The following is a 24,132-nucleotide window of genomic DNA, read 5'->3' on the forward strand; positions in this document are numbered from 1 at the left end:
CTGCTTCCTCCCGCTGTTCCCTCCGGCCGGCCGGTCAGGACCGCCATGAGGCCGGGGCGTTGTGTGGTCACGTCGCACCGTCGGTTCCGGACCGTTCGTTCCACCGCGTGCCACCACGGTCCGCCCGGACGAACGGCTACCGGCGGTTCCTGTCGTACCAAGAAATACTCACGACCACCGGGCCGGGTGTTCGCCGGGGCCGGCTACGACTGTGCGGCCGTCCCGCTCGCGGCAGCCGCCCTGGCACGGGGCACCCACGACCGCGCCTCGCCCCGCCTTCGCCGCCCCGGCCCGCCCCGGCCCGGTGTCAGCCGGACTCCGCCGCCAGGCCCAGCAGTTCACGGGTGCGGCGGTACTTGGCGGCCAGCCTGGCGGCGGTCGCCGGGTCCAGGCTCGCCAGTCGGGCCGGGTCGGAGTTGTGCGCGAGGTCGGCCTGCTTGACGACCAGGGCACCCGGCGTGGCGAGAATGCGTGCGGTGTACTCCTCCAGCGGCTCGCCGGGGCGCTTGGTGAGCGCGTCCACGATGGCCTTGGTGGCGTCGCTCAGCGCGGCACCGGCCAGCCACTCGCGGGTCAGCGCGTCGTCCTCGACGGCGTCGTGCAGCCAGCCGGCCGCGATCTGCTCGGCGCTGCCGCCCCGTGCCGCCACCCCGTGGGCGACCGCCGCCAGGTGTTCGGTGTAGGGGTGACCGTTCTTGTCGGTCTGTCCCGCGTGCGCGTTCCGGGCGATCCGCTCGACCTCGGCCAGGCTCAGGTGGTCCACACCGCCCATCGTAGGCACCCGGCCCGCCCGGCCGCACGGGGGCCTGCCCACCGACGGCGTCCGGGCGGCTGATTGACTTCCGAGGTCCCACCACCAGGGCGGCACGGACCACGGCCGTCCGCCCGACCACCATGCCGACGACCGCTCCGACGATCACGCCGACGACCGCGCCGACCACAGCGCCGAGGAAGCCATGCCGAGTCTGCACCCGCTCCTGTCCGGTTTCGCCCCGATCTGGGCCCTGACCGGTGTCGGTTACGTCCTCGGCCGCAGCAGACTGCTCGGCGACCAGGCCGAGCAGGTGCTGAACCGGTTCGTCTTCCACGCGGCCATGCCCGCCGCACTGTTCCTGATGATCGCCCGTACGCCGCTGGACCGGTTCGCCAACTCCTCCATGCTGGCGTTCACCGCGAGCACCGTGGTGGCGGGCGGGCTCGGACTGTTCGCCTCTTACCGGCTGTTCGGCCGGGCGCTGCCGGAACGGACGCTCGGCGGAATGGCCGCCGGGTACGTCAACTCGGCCAACCTCGGCATACCGGTGGCCGTCCAGGTACTCGGCGACGCCTCGTTCGTCGGCCCGGTGGTGCTGTTCCAGATCCTGGTGGTCACCCCCGCGGTACTGACCGTGCTCGACTCCGGCCGGGCGGGTCTGCGGGCGGCGCTCACCCTGCCGCTGCGCAATCCGATCCTGCTCGCGGTGGCCTTCGGCGCCCTGCTCTCGGCGACCGGCTGGCGGCCGCCGGCCGAGCTGAATCGATCCTGCGAACTGCTGGGCGGGGCGGCGGTACCGACCGCCCTGGTGGCGCTCGGCCTGTCGATCTGCCACCCGCCCGCGGTCACCGGCGCCTCCCGCTACCTGGAGGTCGGGACGGCGGTCGCGATCAAGAACGTCGTCCAACCGCTGACGGCCTGGGCGGTCGGCGCCCTCGTGCTGGACCTGCCGCCCCACCAACTGCTCACCGTGGTCCTGTTCTCGGCCCTGCCCACGGCGCAGAACGTCTTCACCTACGCCCGCGAGTACGACCACGGCGCCGTGTTCGCACGGGACTCCGTCCTCGCCTCGACGCTCGTCTCGATGGCCACCCTGTCGCTGGTCGCCTGGGCGCTCGGCCCGGCGTAGTCGCTCCCGCTACTCCGCCCTGGCCGCGGCCACCACCCCGGTCATCGCCACCAGGAACCTTCGCGCCACGGCGAGTTCCGTCTCCCCGAAGGCGCCCATCGCGGCCATCAGATCGGCGACCAGACCGCCGAAGAACGCTTCGCCCAGCTCGATCGCACGCTCCTCCACCAGTAACCGGACCTTGCGGCGGTCCTCCTCGTCTCGCTCGCGCCGGATCAGCCCCGACCGCTCCAGCCGATCGACCAGCCCCGTCGTCCCGGCCGAGTTCAACCCCAACGCCGCACCGAGCCGCCCCGGAGTCACCACCGCCCCGGCCCGCTCGGCGTCCAGCAGATGGATGAGCCCCCGCAGATCCGTCGGATGCAAGCCGTTCCGTGCGGCGAACTCGGTACCGAACAGGTCGAGTTCGGACGTCAGCCCACGCAGCAGTCGGATCAGCTGTGTCGGCGTCTGCGACGGCTCCACCTCATCGCCCCTTCCCCGGAGTCCCTGAACACGCCCAGAACCCCACCCCTACCCCCACCCACCCCGGCCGACGCCCTCCATCACCCGGCCACCCGGCACGACCAGCCCGACCTCGGCGTCCCGCCTTCCCCGCTCCGGTCCGCCTCGGCCACCGGTCCGGCCCGAGCAGCGGATCACGATGGTCCACGTGATGCGCCGAAGGGGCCGCCCCGGCCGACGCGACGCGGCGCCCGGGGCGGCGCCACGAGAGCGCCGCACCGGGCGAACCGTCCACTGGGCCACCACGAAGCCCGGCGACCTCCCCGACGGCGGCAGCCACAAGAGCCTGGCCCGCCGGACGGCCCGCAGAACCCGCGCCGACGCGGACCGCTCCTACGTGCCCCGCGCCTCCGAAGCGTCCCGGTGTCCGGGTCCGTCGAGGCGCGCGCCGGGCGGGTGGCTGTGGCCACCGCCGGGAAGGGGAGCGAGCATGGTCGGCGGAAGCCGTCGGGGTCGACACGGAGGTGGCGATGAGGGTCGTGTTCGTGCACGGGGCGTGCGTGCGGGACGGGTCGTGGTGGTGGCGCCGAACCGCCGAACTGTTGCGGGAACGCGGGGTGCCGAGCGCGGCCCCGGAACTGCCGAGCTGCGGCGAGACGGGCCTCCCTGCCGGCGCCGGCGGGCCCGGGCTGCCCGAGGACGTGGCGGCGGTACGACGAGTACTGCGGGCCGACGACGGGCCGACCGTCGTGGTCGCCCACAGCTACGGCGGAATCGTCACCGCGGAGGCCGCCGCGGGGGTCGGCTCCGTGCGCCATCTGCTGCTGGTCTCCAGCTACCTGCCCGAGGTCGGGCAGAGCCTGTCCGACTTCGGGGACGACGGCCCCGCCCCTTTCCTGGACGTCGACCCCGGCACCGGGACCTTCGGCGTCCGGCCCGAGCTGCTCGTGGACACCTTCCTCCAGGACTGCGGTCCGGAGGACCGGACAGGGGCGGCGGACCACCTCGCCCGGCAGAGCGCGCACGTGACGACACAACCGGTCGGCGCGGCCGCCTGGCAACAGGTGCCCTCGACCTACCTCGTGTGCGCCCAGGACCGGGGCACCCCGCCGCGCCTGCAACGCGACTTCGCCCGCCGGGCCGGCAGCGTCGTCGAACTCGACGCCGGCCACCACCCGTTCCTGTCACGCCCCGAGGCGGTCCGGGACCTGCTGCTGAGCCTGTGACCGCGGCCCGGCCCGGCGTCGTTCACCCGACCGGGCCAGCGGCCCTCGCTCAATAGATCAGGTACCCGGGCCGGTGCCCTTCGTCGTCGATCTCCCCGGTCGCCTGAGCCCGTAGCTTTCGCGAAAGTGCCTCCAGGGCCCGGGAGGCCGCGACCTCCTCGCCGATCCTGGCGAGCGGGCGGTCCTCCGCACTCTTGGTCGACTCCCCGTGCGCCGTGAGACCCGGCGCACGGGCGCCCGTCAGCCTCGCCTGGCATCCGGTGTGAACACCGTCCTCCTCGAAGCTCAGCTCCACATCCCACTGGTTGTGCATGCCACACCTCCTGGCGCCGGCGCACGTCGCGCCCGCTCGGGCCGGTCCGGGCAGTGCTCCCGCGGCGGCCGCTCACACCAGCGTGCGCCCGTCGGCACGGCAGCGGCAAGCGGGCCCGGGCGGGACAGCACCCGGCGCCACGCCCGGGGCGTTCCGGGGGTCGGTACCCCACCCCGGCGGTAGGCTGGCCACAGCGCGTCAATGCCGCGAAAACCCTGCTCCGGAACACCGGAACCCGCCTCGGCGCACCCCGTCGAGGCCCCGGAGCCCGGCGGTGCGGCGCGGTCGGCAACCATCGGGCGGTCCATCCGTGGCGGTCTTCCTCCTGGCTTTGAGTGCCGCCTGCTTCCTGGGCCTCGGATTCGTCCTCCAGCAGCACGCGGCGCAGCGGGCCCCGCGTGCCGACCTGCTGCACTGGCGTCTGCTGCTGGACCTGCTGCGGATGCCGGAGTGGCTGCTCGGCACCGGGTTCATGGTCATCGGGTTGATCCTCTCCGCGCTCGCCCTCAACCAGGGCGAGGTCTCGCTGGTCGAACCCCTTCTCGCGACCAACCTCATCTTCGCGATGGCACTCGCCAGAGTGCTCACCCGCCAGACGCTCGGACGCTCCGGCTGGGCGGGGGTGGTGCTGCTGGCGCTCGGCGTGACCGTGTTCATCGTGGCCGGCCGCCCCACCGGCGGAGGCCCGCCGGCGAGCGAACTGCGGCACTGGCTGGTGATCGGAACGGTGGTCGGGCTGACTCTGCTGCTGGTCTCGTTCGCCCGCCGACTGCCGTTGTTCGAGGAGGCGACCCTGCTCGCGCTGGCCGCGGGTCTGCTCTACGGACTCCAGGACGCGCTCACCCGCACCACCACCCAGCGGCTCGACCACGAGGGACTGGACGCCGTCCTGCGCAGTTGGCAACCGTATGCCGTCGTCGCGGCCGGTGTGGTCGGCCTGCTGCTGGTCCAGAGCGCGTTCGAGGCCGCACCGCTGCGAATGTCCCTTCCCGCACTGACGGCCGCGCAGCCGATCTCCGGCATCGCCTGCGCGGTCGGCTTCCTCGGCGACCGTCTCCGGGTGACCCCGGGCGCACTGGCCTGGGAGGTGATCGGTCTGATCGCCATCGTGATCGGTGTCGTGGTGATCGGCCGCCACCCCGCTCTGCCGGGCACCACCGGCACCGGTGGCACTGGTGGCACCTCCGGCACTGGCACCGACGACGGTCCGGAGCCGGCAGCTCCGACCGACCGACCGCCTGAGACCTCCACCGGCGATGTCCCCGGTACCGGCGGTCCCGCCGACACCGGCTGATCGCCCGCCGTCCCCCGGACGTTGACCGACCGCCCCATCGCCGACCACCGGAGACCCCATGTGCTGGAGTGCCCAGGCGGACCTCGTCGTCGGCGGCGCCGTGACCGCGGTCGGCGTGCTCTGCCTCGTACGTGCCCACCGCGCCGGCCGACCCGAGCGCCTGCCGCTCGCCGCTCTCCCGCTCGTCCTCGGGGTGCACCAGCTGATCGAGGCCGCGGTCTGGGCGGGCACCGACGGCGACCTGCCGCCCGCAGCGGCCGCCTGGGCCCGCACCGCCTGGGCGGTGATCGCCCTGCCCCTGCTCCCGCTCCTGGTCCCGATCGGCGTCCGCTGCGCCGCCCGGGTCGACCGTCCTCGTCAGCGGCTGCTGACCGGGTGCGTGGTCCTCGGCCTCCTCGTCGCCGTGCCCTTGGCCCACACCGTCGCCACCCGTCCCGTCGGCGCCACCGCCCATGCCCACACCCTCGACTACCGCCTCGGTGCGCCGTACCCCGCGCTCCTCCTCGCCGGCTACCTCCTCGCCACCGTCGGCTCGCTCCTCCTCAGCGGAGACCGCCTCCTCCGCCGTCTCGGCCTGCTGACCGGAATCGGCGCCCTGGTCTGTGCCCTCCTCTGGCAGCTCGCTTTCGTCTCGACCTGGTGTGCCCTCGCCGCCCTCACCTCCGTCCTGCTTCTCCGGTGGACGGCCTCACCACCTCCCTCTTCTCGCCTCCGGAGCCCGTAGCCGCCTCGTCCGACACCGACTCCGGTCGCCGGCCGGGATGTCCGGCGTTCCGGTGGCTGTCGCCGCCCGGTCCCGCGGTGGTCAGCCGAGCACCGGGGCCGTCGGGCCCGGGACCTTCTGCTCCGGGGAGCTGCTCACGTCCGGGACCGCCGCCGGGGCACGGCCACGCTTGCGGTCCATCTCCCGCCACTCGGGCCGCAGGCCGGACAGGGTGGTGGTGGCGATGTACAGACCGCCGCACGTGAGCAGCACCGGTATGAGCCCCACCATGGACACGGCCGCACCCGCGAGCAGGCCGCCCACCGGGATACCCGCCCAGGCGAGCGAGTCGCCCAGCGCGTTGACCCGGCCCAACAGGTGACGGGGCACCCGCTCGAGCTGGACGGCACCGAGGATCGGATTGAGGAAGCCGCCGCCGAAACCACTGACCGCGAAGACCACGACCACCAGTGCCATCGGCGCGTCCATGGTGAGGACGAGGAAGCGCGGGGCACCGACGAGCAGGAAGCCGACGAAGAAAACTGTCCGGCGCGGCAGACGGTGCGCCACCACCGCCGCGATCAGGCTGCCGGCCACCGCCGCGATGCCCCAGGCACTCCCGGTCAGACCGATCGCCGCCGGGCCGCCACCCGATTCCTGCGCCCAGACGGGCACCAGCACGCTGAGGAACGCCGCGTCCAGCAGGTTGGTCACCGCGACCGTCACGATGACGGTCAGCAGCAGTGGCTCACCCCGCAGGAAGGTGAATCCCTCCCGGAACATGCGCCAGTAGCCGACCTGCTCGTCCCCGTCGACGGCGTCGGCCCGGCCTTCCGCCGGCGCGGCCGGCCCGGACGCCTCCTGCACTGCGGCCGAGCGCCCCATCCCCCGGGGAAGCGCGACGGCGATCACCAGTGAGCCGAGTGCGAAGGCGACCGCGTTGACCGTCAGACCGGCCATCGGGCCGAGCAGGGCGATCAGCCCGCCGCCCACCGCCGGACCGATCGTGGTGGCCAGCCGCTCCGTGACCCCGGACAGACCGGTGGCCCGCTCCATCGGGATCCGGCCCCGGTCGGCCGCCTCGGCGACCATCACCTCCTTGGCGAGGTCCCCCGGGCCGCGAGCGGCGCCGATCACGGCGACCATGACCAGCAGGAGCCAGAACGGCAGCAGGCCGAGCGCGTGCAGCAGCGGGACCAGGCCCGCCGCGGCGGCGCTCACCGCGTCCGTCGTCCAGGAGACGACGCGCGGACCGAGCCGGTCGATCACCGGGCCGGTGAACGCCTTGACGAGCACGTAGGGAGCCAGCTCGACGAACGCGACGACTCCGGTCATCGTGGCACTGCCGGTCGTGGCCAGCACGAACCACGGCAGGGCGATCGCCGATACCCGGGTGCCGGTCAGCGAGACGGCCATCGCCGTCAGCACCCCGGCCAGCGGCCGGAAGCTGCGGGCACCGGCGGCCGGACCGTCGGCGGCAGAGGACGTCGACCCGGGCGACGGCACCCGGGGCGGGGTCGCGGCCTCGGTGCTCATGACTGCTCCTCCGACGCGTCGTCGACGGTGGCCTGCGGCTCGGGAAGCACCTGGACGACCACGGCCACCCGGTCCGTTCCCTCGGGGACGGAGCTCCCCGGGGCTATGCGACGGTAGCGGGCGAACACCTCCGACATCTCCGTGGCCAGGGCCCGGGCCTCCTCCGGGGTCAGCTGGAACACCATGTCGCTGAAGTCCACCGCCTGCCGCCACTCCGGCGTCATCGTCTCGTAGGCGTTGAGTGCCGTCTGCGCCATCAGGGTGTGGGCCGCGACGATCGACCGCAGGTAACCGAGCGCCGCCTCCGGATCGTCGTCGGCCAGGCGGCTGTCCGTCCACCAGGTCACCTGGTGGACGGCCTTCCACCAACGGTCCCTGGCGTTGCCGCGTTCGGTGTCCTCGGCGACGAAGCCGGACGCCGCGAGCTGACGGAGGTGGTAGCTGGTCGCTCCCGAGTTCAGCCCCAGCTGCTCGGCCAGCTTGGTGGCGGTGGACGGGCCGTTCTTCCGGAGCAGCCCGATCAGCTGCACCCGTACCGGGTGGGCCAGGGCCCGCAGGCCCTTGGCATCGATCACGACATCGGTCTGCGGGTCCGGACTGTGCGGCCACCTGCGGTCATCGGTCATGGCAACACGATAGAACCGCAAAGGGTTCTTCGCAAAGGGTTTTTGCGAAGAACCCTTTGCGGTTCGAACAGGGGTCTCGCGCCGCCGCCGGACCGGCCGCCCACGGGCCCGGCGCGGGCCGGGGCTCAGTCCCGCGCGACGGCCAGCACCAGCACCACCGTGAGCCCGCCGCCGGCCGTCTGCTCCACTCTCAGCCGCCCCCCGGCCGCACGCACCAGCGCCGATATTGACGGCCCGACCGGCTCCGGCCTGCCCTTCCCCCGCCGGGGGACGGTCGTGTCCCCGGCGCCGCCGGTGGCCCAGCCGCTCCCCCCGCCACTGCCCGGGCCACCGGAGCCGCCGCCCGGTGCCCAGCCGGCGCCGGGAATCCCCGGCTCGCCGTACATCCCGGCGAGCAGCCACTGGCGGGCCTCGGGCGGCTCCGACGTCCCCCGGTCAACCACCCTCAGCTCCACCCGGGCGGGTTCCGCGGTCCACGCCGCCGCCCCGCCGATCGCTCCCCCGGTGGGCGATCCCCCGCTGAACGCCCCCTTGCCCAACGCCCCTTTGCCCAGCGCCCCCTTGCCCGGCGAGCCCCTCCCGGAAGTCCCCCGGCCGAACATCCCTCCCGGCCCCACCCCGCCCCTGGCGCCGAGCAGGCCTTCCGGCCCCGGCAACGGATCGGCCCGGACCAGCACCCTGGCCCCCGCCGGACTCCGACGGATCGCGTGATCGACCAGCCCCGCCAGGGCCGCCTCCAGTCGGGGGGCGTCCGCGATCACGACCGGCAGCCCGACCGGAAGGCGCACCACCACCGAGGCTCCCCGGCCACCGCCCCGCAGCACCCGTCCGACCACCTCGGCCACCTGCACGTGCCGCGCGTCGGGGACACAGCCGGCGGCCCGGTCGATCCAGCGCAGTCGCTCCAACTCGGGCCGCGACAGGAGCTGCGGCCCGGCCATGCCGCCGCCCGCGGACCGGCCCGGAGTCCCGGCACCCACCGTCCCGATCGGCGCGGCGAGCATCGACGCCTGCCGGTCCGGCTCGGGCCGGCCACCCCCGCCCACGCCCTTGAGCAACCGCGCGCCCGCCAGCGCCCCGGACCGCCCGAGCGGGCCGAGCCCGCCCAGCGCCCGGGCGCCCGTCGCGACGTAGCCCCAGAGCTTCCCGCCTGCCATCGCCCTGCCCTTCGTCCCTCGCGGACCCGGTCCACCACCGTGTGACGGACCGGTGCGAGCCGCATCCCCGGCCCTGCGCCAAGCCTGCGCCCCCGCCGCCCGGGTGACAATCCGGCCCCGGTGCCACACCAACCGCTGCTACCCCGCCGACCAGCGGGGCCGCCCTCCGGCAATCGGCGGGAGCACCGAACCGGCGCGCGTCGAACTGCACGCGCCCCCACCCCGGACGCCGACCCCTTCCGCACGCTGCCACGGCCGCCCCCGCACCCTCCGGCGGACGGCCGCGGACACCCGGCCCGATCCGGCCGGCGAACCTAGACTGACCCCATGGCCCGGCTCAACGACAAGGTCAGGGACCTGCTGCAGGAGTACGCCGACCTGATCTCGATCACCGGCGGCGACGCCTTCCGCGCCCGCGCCTACGAGAAGGCCGCCCGAGCGGTCGGCGGCCACCCCGTGGACATCGACGGCATGGACGCGAAGGGTCTCCAGCAGATCCCCGGGGTCGGCAGGTCCACCGCCGAGAAGATCGCCGAATACCTCACCGGTGGGCGGATCGAGGCCCTGGAGGCGCTCCGGGCCGAGATCCCGGCCGGAGTGCGCGCGATGATGTCCGTCCCCGGCGTGGGACCGAAGCGCGCGCTCGCGCTCCACCGCGACCTCGGCATCGCCTCCGTCGACGAACTCGCCGAGGCGATCCGCGCCGACCGGCTGAGCGAGGTCCCAGGCCTGGGCGAACGCAGCGGCGAGAAGATCCTGCACGGGATCGAACTGATCCGGCAGTCCGGCGGCCGGACCCTGCTGGACGCCGCCACGGCACTGGCCGACCGGATCGTCGCGGCACTGGCCGCCGTACCGGGGTGCACCCGCTGCGCGTACGCGGGTTCCCTGCGCCGGATGCGCGAGACGGTCGGCGACATCGACGTCCTGGCCACCGCCGAGGACTCGGCGCCCCTGATGGCCTCGCTCACGGCGCTCCCCTTCACGGCCGACGTCATCGGAAGCGGACCGACCAAGACCTCGATCCGCACCACGGACGGGATCCAGGTCGACCTGCGGGTGGTCCCGAAGGAGGACTGGGGTGCGGCCCTGGTCTACTTCACCGGCTCGAAGGCGCACAACATCAGGCTCCGGACGATGGCGGTACGGGCCGGCCTGAAGCTCTCCGAGTACGGGCTCTTCGACGCCGCGAGCGGCGAGAAGATCGTGTCGGCGACCGAGGACGAGGTGTACGCCGCGCTCGGCCTGCCCTGGATCGCGCCGCCTCTGCGCGAGGACCGGGGTGAGATCGAGGCGGCCCTGCGCGGTGAGTTGCCTGAGCTGGTCACCGAGGCGGACCTCCGCGGCGACCTGCACACCCACACCGACCTGACCGACGGGCTGGCCACCCTGGAGGAGATGATCGACACCGCGGCCGCCCGCGGCTACACCTACTACGCGGTCACCGACCATGCCCCGGACCTGGTGATGCAGCGGATGACGGACGAGAAGATGCTCGCCCAGCGGGAGCAGCTGCGCGCGCTGGCCGGGCGGCACCGGCGGATGCGGCTGCTGCACGGCACCGAGTTGAACATCGGACCGGACGGCAGGGTGGACTGGCCGGCCGAGTTCCTGTCCGGTTTCGACGTGTGCGTGGCGTCCGTCCACTCCCACTTCGGCGCGGACCGGGACGCCCAGACCCGTCGGCTGATCCGCGCCTGCGAGAACCCGCACGTGCACATCATCGGCCACCTCACCACCCGCCGGATCGGCCGGCGCGGGCCGATCGACGTCGACCTGGACGCCGTCTTCGCCGCTGCCGCCCGGACCGGAACCGCGATCGAGATCAACAGCTCGCCCCAGCGGCTCGATCTGCGGGACGAGGACGTGCTCCGGGCCAAGCGCCACGGCGTGAAGTTCTCGATCGACAGCGACGCGCACGCCACCCCCCATCTCGCCTACCCCAGGTACGGGATCGGCACCGCCCAGCGCGCCTGGCTCGGCACCGAGGACGTGATCAACACCTGGCCGTGGCAGCGCCTCAAGCGGTTCCTCCGCAAGGACGCGCTCCGCAGCTGAGCGTCCGACCGGAGTGGCCGGGGTGGCCGGGGTGGCTGACGCGGGGGCGTGCGACCAGAGCCGGAAATATGTCCGATTGATGGGAATTTTTTCCGAATATCCCTGGTGCGACGGCCTCCCGAGGCGCATCATGGTGGTGGACCTGCGAGGTAGCCGAGGAGGTTCGACCGCAGGAGGCAGTGGCGACAGATCGAGACGGATCAGGGTCTGCCGCTGGTACCTCGGTCGACGATCGAACTGCACAGGCCGGAGGACGGGACGTCCGGAGGCCACCCCCACCTCGCGGGTTCCGCATGTCCGGCCGGACCCCTCACCGGCCGGACATTCCGCTGTCGGCCCTCCGGCGCTGCGGCCCACGCCCGCGCCCGAGATCCAGGCCGCCGGCCACCGGCCACCGGCTTGGGCCAACTCCACTCAAAGCGAGACGAATTCGCTGCGAGCAAGGTCAAACTCCCTCGATCGAGGGAGGTACGGGACGCAGGAGAGGGGGATGTTACTCCGTGACCGAACAGAGAGTCGGACCGGCTCCGCCGGCTCCGAGGAGGGACATCCCCATGCACTTCCGCACCAGCACCACCGCCGCACCGGCCGACTCCCACCTGCCTTCGGGGTGCCCGTCCGGAACCACCGGGGCGCGGTACCGTTCATCCGGACCGACGCCGACACCTTCCCGGCCGGTTCACCGGGCCGACCCGCCGCGGCGCGCCGGTGCCGTCACCGTCCGCCCCAGCTCGCCGCACGGATCCGGAGAACCAGCCCGATGCCGACCCTCGACCGTCCGCGCTCCGGCCCCGTCCAGGCACTCCTCGCCCCGGCCTCCCCCGCCGGCCCCACCACGGCGACGGTCGGCCGCCGATGAGCGTCGCCTCCGGCCTCGACCGGCTCACCGCCGTCGGCCCGTACTTCGCGCTGGACACGGCCGGGGCGCCCGGTGAAGCTCCGCCTCCGGGCTTCCGACCGCTTCGAGATCTCTACGCCCCGGGCCGCGAGGGCCTGTTGGCAGGCCGGATCCGGGACGTCGGCCGGAGACTCGGCACGGCCGAGGCACGGGTCGCGGCCTCGATCCTGCACCTGGGCCTGGCCGCCAGGTTCTGCTCGGTGGGCCTCGGCGCCGCCGTACTGGTCGGCGACGTGCCCGACCTGACTCCCGATGAAGCGTGGGTCCGCGTCCCCGAACAGGGGCCGATCGACCTCTGGGCTCCCTACCGGCCCACGTCGACGGCAGGGCCCGGTTCCGCGCAGGCGCGCACGTCGGCCGATCCGGGTCGGCTCGCCGACCGCCTCCGCCGGGCCGTTGTCGAGGGGCAGTTGGCGGAGCTGGCGACTGCCGTCCGCTCCACGGTCCCGCTCTCCGACGGGCTGCTCCGGGGAAACGTGGCCTCCGCTCTGGCAGGCGCCCTGCGCGTGCTGGACGCCCACATCGCGCAGGCGGCTCCCGACAGCCTGTCCGTGGATCCGGGACTGGCCCGGACCCTGGTCGCCCGCGTACTCGACCGACCGCCCCTGGCCGGCACCGGAACCCTGACCGTCGGCGGCGCTCGGGCCGGTACCGGGTTCCGACGCACCAGTTGCTGCCTCTACTACCGGGTCGGTCCGCAGGCCGGCGTCTGCGGCGACTGCTGCTTCACCAGTCCACCGCGCCGCTCCTGAACCGCGCCGCCCCCGACCGAGAGCCGAAATGAGCCAGGGCCGGTCCGGACGCCCGACCGCCCGACGGCACCGCCCGCAGTCCCGGGCGCTCTACCGCTCCAGGGTCGCGGCCAGCAGATTGGGGTCGGTCCTCGAGTAGAAGGCCGCGCTGGCCACGTAGACGCGGTCACCCCGGATCCCGACCGAGGTCGGGTTGGAGAGACCGTCCGAGGCATCGAGAACGGTGTGCCGGGTTCCGTCACCGTGGAGGTAGACGGCCTCACTGGAGGTGTTGAGCGCCGCGATCAACTCGTCACCGGTCCCGACGAAGGCGAAGTCGTCGAGCCCCGCGAGCCCGTCGGCACGAACCTCGACCGGACCCGCGGAGCCGTCCTGGCCGATCGGGATCCGCAGCAGCGAGCCGGTGTCGGTGTTGCCGACCCAGACGGCGCCGCGGTGGACCTTCAGGCCGTTGGCGCCGAAAGCCCCGGTGGGCCTGAGGCGGGCGTCGTCGGACCAGACCACCGGGGCGCCGCCGGCCGTCGGCACCACCCGGACCAGCCCGAGCGCCGAGTCGGCCGAGTACAGCACACCGGCGCGCTCGTCCAGAGCGAGTCCGTTGGGCAGGCTGTTCGCGGGGAGGGCGGCGATGCGCTCCGGCCCGCCACCGGGGCAGATCCTCCAGATACCGGTGAGGTCCTCGGTACCGGTGGCGTAGGCGAAGTAGAGCGTGCCGTCGTGGGCGCGGGCCAGGCCGGAGACTGCGGCGGCACCGACGACCGGAGTCACGGGGTGTGCCGGTGCGGGCATGTCGGCCAGGACGGCGGGCCGGCCGGCCCGGTCGAGGTGGACGACCTGGCGGGCGAAGGAGAGGGTGAGGTCAACCGAGCCGTCGGGTTCGACGGCGATGTTCTCGGGCTGGCGGCCCTGGGACAGATCGAAGTGGGCGACGATCCGGGGCTGCGAGAGCGGTGGCGCGACGGCGAGCGCCGGCGTCGCGGCGAGCAGCACCACGGCGACAGCGGTGACCGGCACTGCTCCCAGCACCCGGTCGGTGAGGGCGGCACGGGGAGGACGGGCGACGGAGGACGCCGGGGCCGCACAAGAGCCCTGTTGTGTCGAGCACTTACGGGCACGGCGGAAGGAGCGAGGCACAGTGGTACTCCCCTGGGGCGGCGAACGGACGGGGCGGCGCCCCCGTCGGCAGAGCACGCCCGATCCTGCCATCCGGGAGGCAGCGGGCTGTGCCGCCACGCAGATCACGCGCTCCACCGCACCGGGTCGTCGGCGCGCGCCTCGACGACTGGGGCCCGCAACCGGCTTGTCCAGGGCCGGTTGCGGGCCGCCGATCCCCACCCGGGATCGATGCCCCTGTCACCGGGTGAAGTTCTCGCACGAAGTTGACGGACAATCAGATCGCGGCCGCCGACTCCTCGATTTCCTCCTCGATTTCCCCCTCCGCTCCAGCCCGCTCCCCCGGCACCCCGGCTCCCGGCGCCACACCGGTCCGACCGACCGGACCGACCCGACCACCGACACCCCCGGCAGCCCCGGCAGCCCCCGCACCGACCGCGGTCGACGTCGCCGCCCGGCCGCGCCGCTCGTACCGCGCGGCTCCGAGCACGAGCACGCCGGCCGCCGCCAACCACAGCACCAACGTCAGGAGATGTCCCCCGAACCCGGCGCCGCCGTCGAAGTAGAGCAGACTGCGGGCGCCCTCCAGGAAGCCCGCACCGGCCCAGAAGGAGTGCAGACCGCCGAAGAAGCCGTTCTGGAGCTCCGGCCGGTAGACACCGCCGGAACTGGTGAAGTTCAGCATCACGAACAGCACCATCATCGCCAGCGTGGTCCACCGCTTGAGGAAGGTGTGCAGACCCGTACCGATCCCGATCACCCCGGCCGAGTAGAGCCAACCGAGCGCCCAGACCCCGGCCAGGTCGTGGTCGACCACATGGAAGACGGGTCCTGCGGTGAGAATCCCGATCACGCTCACCGCCAGGGACACGGCCAGTCCGACCAGCACCCGGATCCGCATGGCCAGAGCCGCGCCCGCCGCACCGATCACCGCGACACTGCCGTAGGAACCGATGCTGAGCGCGACCAGCAGGAAGAACAGACCTTGACCGGTGGGGTCGCCCTCGCTCGGGGTGGTGAGGTCCGTGACCGCCAGGGGGACGCCCTGCTGTGCGGCCACCCGCTGGAAGACCTTCTCGGCCGCCATCGCCGAGGTGTCCGAGTTGGCCTTGGCGACCAGCAGTTCGGGGTGGCTCGCATCGGGGAGGAAGGCGCCGACCAGGTCCCGGTCCAGCAGTTCCTGTTCGGCGGCGGCCCGGTCCGGCAGCGTCGTGACGTCCAGCGCCTCGCCCGCCCGGCCCTGCACCGCCCCGGCCAGCGCCCGCACCTCCGGGGCGACGCCCACGACCGCGACCTTCAGGTGGTGCGGCTCGGGCTGATGGAAGGCGCCCTGGTAGGCCAGCGCCATACCGAGGCACATCAGCAGCGGGGTGAGGAGGTGGAACGCCAGGTGCTTGAGCGGGTGTCCTGCGGCGGGCGCGACGGCTGTGGTCCGGGGTGTGCTCATGAAGTTCGGTCCGTCCTCCGGCGGTCGCCAGCGAAGATGGCAGGGAAAGATGGTAAATGCAACTATCTGGATGCAGTGTACAACCACCTCGGGGGCGAGCCGAAGCCCGCCCCCGATCAGCCCACGCCCCGCAGGGCGGCAGCGCCACCGGCGCCGGGCGCGTCACCCCAGGTCGAAGACCCCGTACGAGAACCCGTCCGCCCGCAGCTCGCCCGCCGCTCCGATCCGCACACCCTGGACGTCCAGCGGGATGATCCCGCCCGGCCGACCCGCCCGATCGGCCCGGCCCGCCCCGGCCGCACCGACGCCGTCCAACAGCCCGTCGAGCGGGAGGACCGCCGGTTCCCGCCGCGGGTTGATCACCACCAGGTACCGTCCGGCCCGGGTGTACACCAGGGGGTAACCCGCATACCGGACCTCCACCGAGCCCCGGGCCCCGAGCCCCGGATGCTTGCGGCGCAGCGAGATCAGCCGTCGCACGGTGTGCAGCAACGAGGTCGGGTCGGCCCGCTGGGTGGCGACGTCCGGCCGGTGCGGCTCCGGATCCACCGGGAGGTAGAGCTTTCGCGCCGGGGCGGTCGAGAAGCCCGCGTTCGGACCGGGCGCCCACTGCATGGGTGTGCGCGAGCCCGCCCGGTTGTACGTCGGGCCGAGCACGCTGCCCTCGACATCGGCGAGGTCCGGCACGTAGCGCATGCCGATCTCGTCGCCGTAGTACACCGCGGGAAGGGTGGGCCAGGTCAGCACCAGGGCGAAGGCCGGGGCGAGTTGCTCGGCGGTGCGCGGGCCGGTCGCGAGCCGGGAGAAGTCGTGGTTGGCGGTGGGAAGCGCGATGTGCCCGGCACCCTCCGTCAGTTGGGCCGCCGAGCGCCAGGCATCCAGGAACGCTCGGGGCGTGCCGCGCCCCTCGGCCTCGAAGTAGCACGGGCCCTGCTTCCAGAACTCCTCCACCGTCCCGGCGTTGTTGTTCCAGAGCGAACGCAGCGGCAGGCCGTGGTCCGCGCCGCCGAACTGGAGCAGGAAGTCTGCGTGGAAGCCCGCGGCGACGGCGGCCGCCGGGTCGCCCCATTCGGCGAACAGGGCGGCCTGCGGGTGGTCGCGGTCGAGCCAGTCACGCAGCTCGGTCCAGAGCTTGCCCGTCTCGGCGAAGCCGGGGTCGTCCTTGACCAGCGAGGACGCCATGTCGACCCGGAAGCCCGCCAGCCCCAGACCGAGCCAGTGCGCCATGATCCGGCGCAGCGCGGCGCGGTTGGCGCGCGGCCCCTCGGCGTCGACGGGCTGGCGCCAGGGCTCTTCGGGATCCTCGCGCCCGTAGCCGAAGTTGAGTGCCGGCTGGCACTCGAAGAAGTTGGGCCGGTACCACCCGGTCCGGCCGCCCGGGGAGGCGACGAAGCCGTCCACCGGCCGGTCGGACCAGATGTAGCGGTGGTCGGACGGATCCTCGGCCGAGGACAGGAACCAGGGGTGCTGGTCGGACGTGTGGCCGGCGACCAGGTCCAGCAGGATCCGGATGCCCTTGCGGCGTGCCGCCTCGACCAGGGCGGCGAGGTCGTCGGCCGTGCCGTAGCGCGGGGCGGGCGTGAGGTAGTCGGTGACGTCGTAGCCCGCGTCGCGGAAGGGCGAGGCGAAGCACGGGTTCAGCCAGACCGTGTTCACGCCCAGCCAGGCGAGGTGGTCGAGGTGGTCGGTGATGCCCGCGAAGTCGCCGATGCCGTCGCCGTCGGAGTCGGCGAAGGTCTGGGGGTAGATCTGGTACAGCACGGCGTCGGTCAGCCAGTCGGGGCCGGGGCGGGTCGAGGTCATGGGTGGGATCCTCCTGCCGGGTGCCGGGGGGCTACCGATTCTCGTCGAATCCCCGTCGCCCCAACAGTCCGGCTCGGCCACTCCCGGACCGGTGCGGGACTCCTGGAAGGAGCCCCCGGCCGTGCTGCGCGCCCTCCCGAGCCCCTCCCACTCCTTCACGCCCCACGGTCGGCAGCCGCCAGGTCGGGCATGCCGCCGCACCCGACGCCGCGCATCGGCCACGGCGCGCACCGAGCGCACCACGCACCACGCACCACGGGGCGCGCATCACACCCGGCGCATCACACCCCGCGCATCACACCCGCGCATCACGTCCGGACCGACCGCGCGCGGGGCGGCAGCACTCGTCGCCGCCCCGCGAACGGAAACTCGCCGCGCCGGCCTCCCTCGCTACCGGGACGCACAGGCCTCCGTGAACGCCCGGGCCCGGCGGGTGATCTCCGCCCACTCCCCTGCTGCGACGGCCTCCGGCGGCACCACGTCCGTCCCGGCGCAGACGGCGAGTGCTCCGTGCGCCAGGAACTCCGCCGCGTTGCCCGCGTTGACACCCCCGGAGGCGACCAGCGGGACATCGGGGTACGGACCCCGCAGATCCTTGAAGTAGCCGGGACCGAACGCCCGGGCCGGGAAGATCTTCACCGCCGCGGCACCGAGGTCCACCGCCTGGGCGACCTCGGTCGCGGTGAGGGCGCCGAGGATCACCGGGACTCCTGCCGCGTGCGCGACATCCGCCACCTCGGGTCGCAAGCCGGGCGTGACGAGGAAGGACGCCCCGGCAGCGAGCCCCTGCTCGGCCTGCTGGGAGGTCAGCACCGTCCCGACCCCGACCCGGTGGCCGGCCTGCGCCGCCCGGTGCAGGTGGGTCGTCACATCGGGTGTGGTGAAGGTGAACTCGGTCCAGGTGATACCGCCGGCGGCGAGCGCGGCGCAGAGCGCGGCGGCGTCCGGTATCCGCGGCGCACGGACGACCGCGACCACCGGCGAGGCGGCGAGCGCTGCCCGCGCCGCTGCCGCCATGGCGGCAGCGGAGGGCCCGCGGCTCCCGGAGGCCGGGCTCCCGGCGCTCGGACCCGCCGGCTCCCGGTCCACCCAGCCTGCTTCGACCGACCTCGGACCGACTGAACTCGAATTCACGGCGTTCGCTTCCATTCCACTCGGACATTCCACTCGGATTCGCCTGGCACCCTGATTCACCAGGCACCTGATCAACGGGAACCGGCCCCAGCAGCACCGGTCCCACCGTCACACCCACAGCCGCACCCGCACCCGCACCCGCACCGACCACCGGCGCGACCGACTCCACAGCGCACGGCCGTCATACCGCCTCCGCCCCGCGCCCGGTCCGGCGCAGCGCCCGACCGGGCCGCGCGCCGGTGGTACGGCCCTGTTCCACCACGGCCACACCGTTCACATAGACGTGTTCCACACCGACGGCGGGCCGCCGCGGCTGCTCGAACGTCGCGGCGTCCTGGACCTGCTCGGGGTCGAAGAGGACCAGGTCGGCGTGGAATCCGGGGGCGATCCGCCCACGCCGGTGGAGCCGCAGCCGGGCCGCGGGCCGACCGGTCATCCGGGCGACCGCTTCTTCCAGCGTGAGCACGCCGGACTCGCGGACGTAGCGGGCCAGGTAGCGGGGGAAGGTGCCCCAGGCCCGCGGGTGCGGGCGCGCACCGACCAACAGCCCGTCGCTGCCGACGGTGTGCACGCGGTGACGCATGATCGCCCGGACGTTCGCCTCGTGGCCGACGTGCTGGAGGATGGTGGTGGCCAACTCGTCGCGGAGCAGCAGGTCGAGGAAGACCTCCGTGCCGCTCCGTCCCTGCTCCGCCGCGAGTTCGGCGACGGTCCGGCCGACCGAGTCGGCGAGTCCGGGGGCCCGGACGCCGGAGAGCTGGATGGTGCTCCAGTCGGTGACCACGCCGTGGCAGCCGTCGCTGCCCTTCTCCTCCACCTCGTACCGGATCCGCTCGCGTGCGACCGGGTCGCCGAGTCGCGCCAGGGTGGCCTGCGGTCCGCCCTCGGTGGCCCAACTGGGCAGCAGGGCAGCCAGGGTGGTGGATCCCGGCAGATAGGGGTAGCTGTCCAGGGAGAGGTCCACACCGTCGTCCAGGGCCCGGTCGAGCAGGGCCAGCAGCTCACCGGCACGGCCCTCGTTGACGCCGAAGTTCATGGTGGCGTGGGTGAGGTGGAGCGGGCAGCCGGACCGCCTGGCGATCTCGACCATCTCCGCGTAGCCCTCCAACGCACCAGCCCCGTAAGAGCGTTGGTGGGGGGCGTGGAAGCCGCCGAAGCCCGCGACGACCCGGCAGAGTTCGACCAGTTCGGCCGTTCCGGCGTACATCCCCGGCGTGTACGTCAGACCGCTCGACATCCCGACCGCACCCTCGATCAGACCCTGCGCCAACAGCTCGCGCATCCGGTCCAGTTCGGCGGCGCTCGGAGCCCGGTTGTCCCACCCCATGGCGAGCATGCGCAGCGAGCCGTGCGGCACCAGGTAGCAGGCGTTGACGGCGGGGCCGGTCCGGTCCAGCCGGTCCAGGTAGCCGCCGACGGTGCGCCAGTCCCAGTCGAGGTCGTCCGGATCGCCGTTCCAGCCAGCGATCTGGCGGCGGAGCGCGGGCAGGGTGGTGTCGTCGACCGGCGCGTAGGAGAGGCCGTCCTGGCCGAGGACCTCGCAGGTCACGCCCTGGGTGACCTTGGCCGGGTGCTCCGGTTCGCGGAGCAGGGCGAGGTCGGAGTGGGCGTGCATGTCGATGAACCCGGGAGCCAGGACCAGCCCGTCCGCGTCGATCGTCCGCACCGCACCACCACCGGACCGACCCGCACGGCCACCGCCACCGCCACTGGCACCGGCACCGGCACCGCCACTGGCACCGGCACCGGCACCACCCGACCGCCCCGACCGCCCCGACCGCCCCGACGCCACGGTCCCGCCCGACGCAACCGAACCGCCCCGCGCCGCCGAACCGCCCGGCGCCCCGACCTCGACGATCACCCCGCCGGCGATCCGGACGTCCGCCCGGAATCGTCCCGCCCCCGTGCCGTCCACCACCGTGGCGCCACGGAACAGCACGTTCCCACCACCCGCGGCGCTCATCAGAAGAACGTCCTGACCAGCCCGGTCACCTTCGGCTCGGCCGCCGAGGCGTCGTCCAGCACCGGGATCAGCGTCCACTTGTCGAAGGCGGTGCACGGGTGCGAGATACCGAGCCGCAGCACGGCACCGACCGGTGCGAGGTCGCCCGCGTCCCGGAGGAACGCGTGCTGGTCGTTGAGCGCGGTGATCCGCGCGGCCGTGCCCGTCAACTCCGCCCCGCCCCTGACCAGATGCGGCTCCGGCAGGCCCTCGTCGAACGGCAGGTCGCGCTTGCCCGCGTCCAGCAGCGCCAACTGCTTCTCCGGCCGGGACACCACTCGCGCCCACCCGTGCAGTGCGCCGCGCAGCGCCCCGCCACGACCGGCGGCCGGATCCCCCGCTCCCCGGGCGAGCGGCGAGATCCCGCGGTAGAAGCCGTCGTCGTGCGCCAGGTACGCACCCGACCGCAGTACCACGAGGGCCTCCGACAACGCTCCCAACTCCTCGGCCACCAGGTCGAAGTAGGCGCTGCCGCCGGCGGTGACCACCGGCGCGGACCCCTCGGCGTACCGCCCGGCCAGCCGCCCGTGCAACTCGGCCAGCGACCGAAGGTACCCGCGCACCGTGCCGAGCCCGCCCTCGCTCGCGTCGTGCGCCAGCGCCCCCTCGTACCCGCCGATGCCGGCGAGCCGGAGGGTCGGCGCACGGCGGACGGCATCCGCGATCTCCACTGCCCCGTCGACGGTGCGCGCGCCGGTACGCCCGCCGGGGCCACCGAGTTCGACCAGCACCTCGACGGCGCGCTCGGCACCGGCCGCGCTCAGTGCCTCGTCCATCAGCCGGACGCTCTGCACCGAGTCGACCCAGCAGGCAAAGGCGAAGTCGGCGTCGGCGGCGAGCTCTCCCGCCAGCCAGCGCAGGCCCGCCGGGTCGAGCAGGGAGTTGGCGAGCAGCAGCCGCCGCACACCGAAGGCGCGGGCGACCCGGAGCTGCGGCAGGTTGGCGAGGGTGATGCCGTGGCTGCCCGCGTCCAGCTGCGCCTGCCAGAGCGCGGGGGCCATGGTGGTCTTGCCGTGCGGGGCGAGCGCCACGCCGGCGTCCGCGCACCAGCGGGCCATGGTGCGCAGGTTGTGGTCGAGCGCGCGCCCGTCGAGCGTGAGCAGCGGGGTGCCGAGGTCCGCCAGGGTGGGTCCGGTGGCCAGGTACTGGCGGACGGTCAGACCGTCGGCGGCCGGCGGCAGCGCCTTGAACCGCCAGTCGAGCGCCTCCTCGGCGAGTGCGGCCACCGCAGCGGCATCGATACCGCCACCACCACCGCCGCCACCGGGCCCGCCGACGCCGAGACCGCCACCACCGGGACGGTCACCACCGCTACCGCCGTTCCCGCTACCGCTGCCGTCGCCGCCACTGCTCGCGAAGGTCTGGTACACCGTCTTCCTCCATCTGCCATGTTGCAACATGCGCAATGAGGGTTGCACATGCTGGCAGCACGGTTCTAGCATCGGCGCCGGACGAAGGTCAACGACAGCCGCCCGCCGCACGCGGGTCAGCCAGGCTCGCCGCAGCACCCCCACCCCGGCAGGCCGCAGTACTCCGAGGAGCCCAGCAGATGCCACGCCAGGACGCCGCCGCGAGCGAGGCCACCCCGTCGCCCGGCGATCCGACGGCCGAACCGCCCCGCACACCGGCCGCCCCGACGCCGGAGCCGGAGCCGGCACCGCCCCGGGCACCGGCACCCACCGCACCCCCGGCGCCCACCACTTCCCCGACACCCCCACCGCCCCCCGTGCCCCCCACACCCCTGGCCGTCTGCGTGGGCGAATCGATGGCCGTGCTCCTCCCCGACCGCGCGGGCCCGCTGGAGTCCGTGGAGAACTTCCGGCTCGCCGTCGGCGGCGCCGAGTCCAACGTCGCCGGTGCCCTGGCCGCCCTGGGCGTGCCGAGCGCCTGGATCAGCCGGGTCGGCGACGACGGCTTCGGCCGCCGCCTCCTCGGCGAACTGACCGCCCGCGGGGTGGACGTCTCCGCCGTCGCCGTCGACCCGCACCGCCCGACCGGCGTCTACCTCAAGGAGGTCGGCGGAACCACCGGCGACCGCCACGACCTGGGCCCGGGGCGGAGCCGGTTGCACTACCACCGGCGCGGCTCGGCGGCGGCCGCCCTCTCCCCCGCACTGCTGGACGACCCGGCCGCCGCCCGCCTGCTGGCCGGGGCCCGGCTGCTCCACCTGTCCGGCATCACCGCCGCGCTCTCCGACGACTGCCTCGCGCTGCTCCGCACGCTGCTGGCGGAGCGCCGCTCCGACCGACTGGTCAGCTTCGACCTCAACTGGCGTCCGGCGCTCTGGCGCGACCGCGACCTCTCGGTGCTGCCGCCCCTGCTGGACGCGGCCGACCTGCTCCTGCTCGGCGCGGACGAGGCCGAGGCCGCCTTCGGCACCGGGGACCCGCACGCGCTGCGCCGCCTCTTCCCGTCGCCGGCCACCGTCGTGGTCAAGGACGAGGCCCGGCTGGTCACCGCGATCGGGCGCGACGGCACCACCGTCGCCGAACCGGCCCTGACGGTCGAGGTGGTCGAGGCGACCGGAGCGGGCGACGCCTTCGCGGCCGGCTACCTGGCCGGCACCGTTCGTGGACTCGACCAGCGGCGCCGCCTGCGGCTGGGCCATCTGAGCGCCGCCTGCGCGCTGACGACCCACGGGGACCAGGCCGAACTGCCGCCCGCCCCGGTGGTCGGCGCCCTGCTCGACGCCTCACCCGAGGCCTGGGCGGCCACCCGGGTGTCGGCGGATGGCATCGTGTCCCCTGTGCTCCCCGGAGCGCTCACCAGCACGTACGCCGCCCCCGACGACCCGCCGCCCCTCCCGCCGACCGCCTCCCGCACCACCGCTTCCCGCACCACCGCGTCCGCCTCCCCCACCGACCGCTCCGCGCCCGTCGTACCGGGGGGCGGTGCCCCCGACCCTCGACCGGCCGCCACCCCGGCCCTTGGAGCGCCATGAGCCAGACCGTCACCCGCGCCCTGCGCATCCTCGCCGAACTCGGCGAGGGCGAGCGCTCCCTCGACCAGTTGGCCGAGGTGCTCGGTGTGCACAAGACGACCGTGCTCCGACTGCTGCAGAGCCTCGAGGAGGAACGGTTCGTCTACCGCGACGCCGGATACCGCTACCACCTGGGCGCCGGCCTGTTCGCGCTCTCGGGGCTCGCCCTGGAACAGCGCGGGGTCCGCCGGATCGCCGCACCGTACCTCGCCGAACTCAACGCCGGCACCGGCCAGACCGTGCACCTGGCCGCGTACGAGGGTGGCGAGGTGGTCTACATCGACAAGTACGACTCCCGGCACCCGGTGCGGATGTACTCGCGGATCGGCCTCCGGGCCGCGCTGCACAGCGCCGCGGTGTCCAAGGTGCTGCTCGCCGACCTGCCCGCGCCCGAACGGCGGCGGGTGGTGGCCGGCATCGACTTCACCCCGCACACCGCGCGCACCCTCACCACGCCCGAGGCGCTGCTGGCCGAGCTGGAGAAGGTCGCTGCCCAGGGCTGGGCGCAGGACCACGCCGAGCACGAGTCGTTCATCAACTGCGTGGCCGCGCCGATCCGCGACGCCAGCGGCCGAGTGGTCGCCGCCGCCTCGATCTCCGTCCCGGACGTCGTGCTCCCCTACGAGCAGGTGCTGGAGCTGCTGCCCCAACTGCTCGCCACCGCACGGGCGATCTCCGCCGACTGCGGCCAGCCCCCGCGCCACTGACCACCCCGTACCTGCCGCACCCCGCACCCCGCCGCACCCCCGACCACCCCGCACCC

20 protein-coding genes are annotated in these 24,132 nt (G+C 73.9%); 8 read left to right on the forward strand and 12 right to left on the reverse strand.

What is annotated here, in order from left to right; all coding sequences use genetic code 11:
• Positions 1–307: 307 nt before the first annotated feature.
• Positions 308–772: an HD domain-containing protein gene (locus ACIPYS_RS16895; RefSeq protein WP_173862013.1), complete on the reverse strand. Its 465-nt coding sequence runs from the start codon at positions 770–772 to the stop codon at positions 308–310.
• Between the two features lie 184 nt (positions 773–956).
• On the opposite strand from ACIPYS_RS16895, the gene ACIPYS_RS16900 reads away from it, so the two are divergent.
• Positions 957–1,883: an AEC family transporter gene (locus ACIPYS_RS16900; RefSeq protein ID WP_400746882.1), complete on the forward strand. Its 927-nt coding sequence runs from the start codon at positions 957–959 to the stop codon at positions 1,881–1,883.
• A gap of 9 nt (positions 1,884–1,892) precedes the next feature.
• Here the strand turns inward: ACIPYS_RS16900 and ACIPYS_RS16905 are convergent, their stop codons facing one another.
• Entirely contained in the window at positions 1,893–2,348 is a 456-nt protein-coding gene (locus ACIPYS_RS16905; protein ID WP_093859305.1) for a MarR family winged helix-turn-helix transcriptional regulator, read from the reverse strand.
• A 509-nt stretch (positions 2,349–2,857) separates the two neighbouring features.
• Between ACIPYS_RS16905 and ACIPYS_RS16910 the strand changes: the two genes are divergently transcribed.
• On the forward strand, positions 2,858–3,553 hold the full coding sequence (locus ACIPYS_RS16910) for an alpha/beta fold hydrolase (protein ID WP_093859306.1): 696 nt from the start codon (positions 2,858–2,860) through the stop codon (positions 3,551–3,553).
• A 49-nt stretch (positions 3,554–3,602) separates the two neighbouring features.
• On the opposite strand, the gene ACIPYS_RS16915 is transcribed toward ACIPYS_RS16910, so the two are convergent.
• Entirely contained in the window at positions 3,603–3,866 is a 264-nt protein-coding gene (locus ACIPYS_RS16915) for a dsRBD fold-containing protein (protein WP_093859307.1), read from the reverse strand.
• Between the two features lie 310 nt (positions 3,867–4,176).
• Between ACIPYS_RS16915 and ACIPYS_RS16920 the strand changes: the two genes are divergently transcribed.
• Entirely contained in the window at positions 4,177–5,160 is a 984-nt protein-coding gene (locus ACIPYS_RS16920; protein WP_400746885.1) for a DMT family transporter, read from the forward strand.
• A 58-nt stretch (positions 5,161–5,218) separates the two neighbouring features.
• Positions 5,219–5,884, forward strand: coding sequence for a DUF6629 family protein (locus ACIPYS_RS16925; RefSeq protein ID WP_400746887.1), 666 nt, complete (start codon positions 5,219–5,221; stop codon positions 5,882–5,884).
• An 81-nt stretch (positions 5,885–5,965) separates the two neighbouring features.
• Here the strand turns inward: ACIPYS_RS16925 and ACIPYS_RS16930 are convergent, their stop codons facing one another.
• The 3 genes from ACIPYS_RS16930 to ACIPYS_RS16940 all read right to left on the reverse strand — a co-directional run bounded on the left by ACIPYS_RS16930 (position 5,966) and on the right by ACIPYS_RS16940 (position 9,182).
• Positions 5,966–7,399, reverse strand: a complete 1,434-nt coding sequence (locus tag ACIPYS_RS16930) for an MFS transporter (protein ID WP_400746889.1) — start codon at positions 7,397–7,399, stop codon at positions 5,966–5,968.
• Positions 7,396–8,025 (reverse strand): transcriptional regulator, encoded by a 630-nt coding sequence (locus ACIPYS_RS16935; protein ID WP_093859309.1) that lies wholly within the window; start codon positions 8,023–8,025, stop codon positions 7,396–7,398. The genes ACIPYS_RS16930 and ACIPYS_RS16935 overlap by 4 nt, the downstream gene beginning before the upstream one ends.
• Positions 8,026–8,150: 125 nt before the next feature.
• Positions 8,151–9,182 carry a hypothetical protein gene (locus tag ACIPYS_RS16940; RefSeq protein WP_400746891.1) on the reverse strand — a complete coding sequence of 344 codons (1,032 nt, stop codon included), beginning with the start codon at positions 9,180–9,182 and terminating at the stop codon, positions 8,151–8,153.
• 327 nt (positions 9,183–9,509) lie between these two features.
• On the opposite strand from ACIPYS_RS16940, the gene polX reads away from it, so the two are divergent.
• Complete coding sequence (polX, locus tag ACIPYS_RS16945) at positions 9,510–11,240, forward strand: DNA polymerase/3'-5' exonuclease PolX (RefSeq protein ID WP_400746893.1); 1,731 nt, start codon at positions 9,510–9,512, stop codon at positions 11,238–11,240.
• A gap of 855 nt (positions 11,241–12,095) precedes the next feature.
• Entirely contained in the window at positions 12,096–12,890 is a 795-nt protein-coding gene (locus ACIPYS_RS16950; RefSeq protein ID WP_093859313.1) for a (2Fe-2S)-binding protein, read from the forward strand.
• Positions 12,891–12,980: 90 nt separating this feature from the next.
• Here ACIPYS_RS16950 and ACIPYS_RS16955 read toward each other — a convergent pair whose 3' ends face one another.
• The 6 genes from ACIPYS_RS16955 to ACIPYS_RS16980 all read right to left on the reverse strand — a co-directional run bounded on the left by ACIPYS_RS16955 (position 12,981) and on the right by ACIPYS_RS16980 (position 21,759).
• Positions 12,981–13,904, reverse strand: a complete 924-nt coding sequence (locus ACIPYS_RS16955) for a hypothetical protein (protein ID WP_400746895.1) — start codon at positions 13,902–13,904, stop codon at positions 12,981–12,983.
• A gap of 376 nt (positions 13,905–14,280) precedes the next feature.
• The gene (locus tag ACIPYS_RS16960; protein ID WP_400746897.1) at positions 14,281–15,450 is read right to left on the reverse strand and encodes a hypothetical protein; all 1,170 of its coding nucleotides are present in this window, start codon (positions 15,448–15,450) and stop codon (positions 14,281–14,283) included.
• Positions 15,451–15,612: 162 nt separating this feature from the next.
• A complete protein-coding gene (locus ACIPYS_RS16965) occupies positions 15,613–17,253 on the reverse strand; it encodes an alpha-amylase family glycosyl hydrolase (RefSeq protein WP_400746899.1) in 1,641 nt (546 codons plus the stop codon).
• A 390-nt stretch (positions 17,254–17,643) separates the two neighbouring features.
• On the reverse strand, positions 17,644–18,270 hold the full coding sequence (locus ACIPYS_RS16970) for a bifunctional 4-hydroxy-2-oxoglutarate aldolase/2-dehydro-3-deoxy-phosphogluconate aldolase (protein WP_093859317.1): 627 nt from the start codon (positions 18,268–18,270) through the stop codon (positions 17,644–17,646).
• Positions 18,271–18,568: 298 nt separating this feature from the next.
• Positions 18,569–20,350, reverse strand: coding sequence for an amidohydrolase family protein (locus ACIPYS_RS16975; protein ID WP_400746902.1), 1,782 nt, complete (start codon positions 20,348–20,350; stop codon positions 18,569–18,571).
• Complete coding sequence (locus ACIPYS_RS16980; RefSeq protein WP_400746904.1) at positions 20,350–21,759, reverse strand: amino acid deaminase; 1,410 nt, start codon at positions 21,757–21,759, stop codon at positions 20,350–20,352. The genes ACIPYS_RS16975 and ACIPYS_RS16980 overlap by 1 nt, the downstream gene beginning before the upstream one ends.
• A 356-nt stretch (positions 21,760–22,115) precedes the next feature.
• Between ACIPYS_RS16980 and ACIPYS_RS16985 the strand changes: the two genes are divergently transcribed.
• Positions 22,116–23,330, forward strand: a complete 1,215-nt coding sequence (locus ACIPYS_RS16985) for a sugar kinase (RefSeq protein ID WP_400746906.1) — start codon at positions 22,116–22,118, stop codon at positions 23,328–23,330.
• On the forward strand, positions 23,327–24,076 hold the full coding sequence (locus ACIPYS_RS16990; RefSeq protein WP_093859320.1) for an IclR family transcriptional regulator: 750 nt from the start codon (positions 23,327–23,329) through the stop codon (positions 24,074–24,076). The genes ACIPYS_RS16985 and ACIPYS_RS16990 overlap by 4 nt, the downstream gene beginning before the upstream one ends.
• The last annotated feature ends 56 nt before the right edge of the window (positions 24,077–24,132 follow it).

Origin of the sequence: Kitasatospora sp. NPDC089913 (assembly GCF_044748625.1) — a bacterium.
In the GTDB taxonomy this organism is placed as follows: Bacteria; Actinomycetota; Actinomycetes; order Streptomycetales; family Streptomycetaceae; genus Kitasatospora.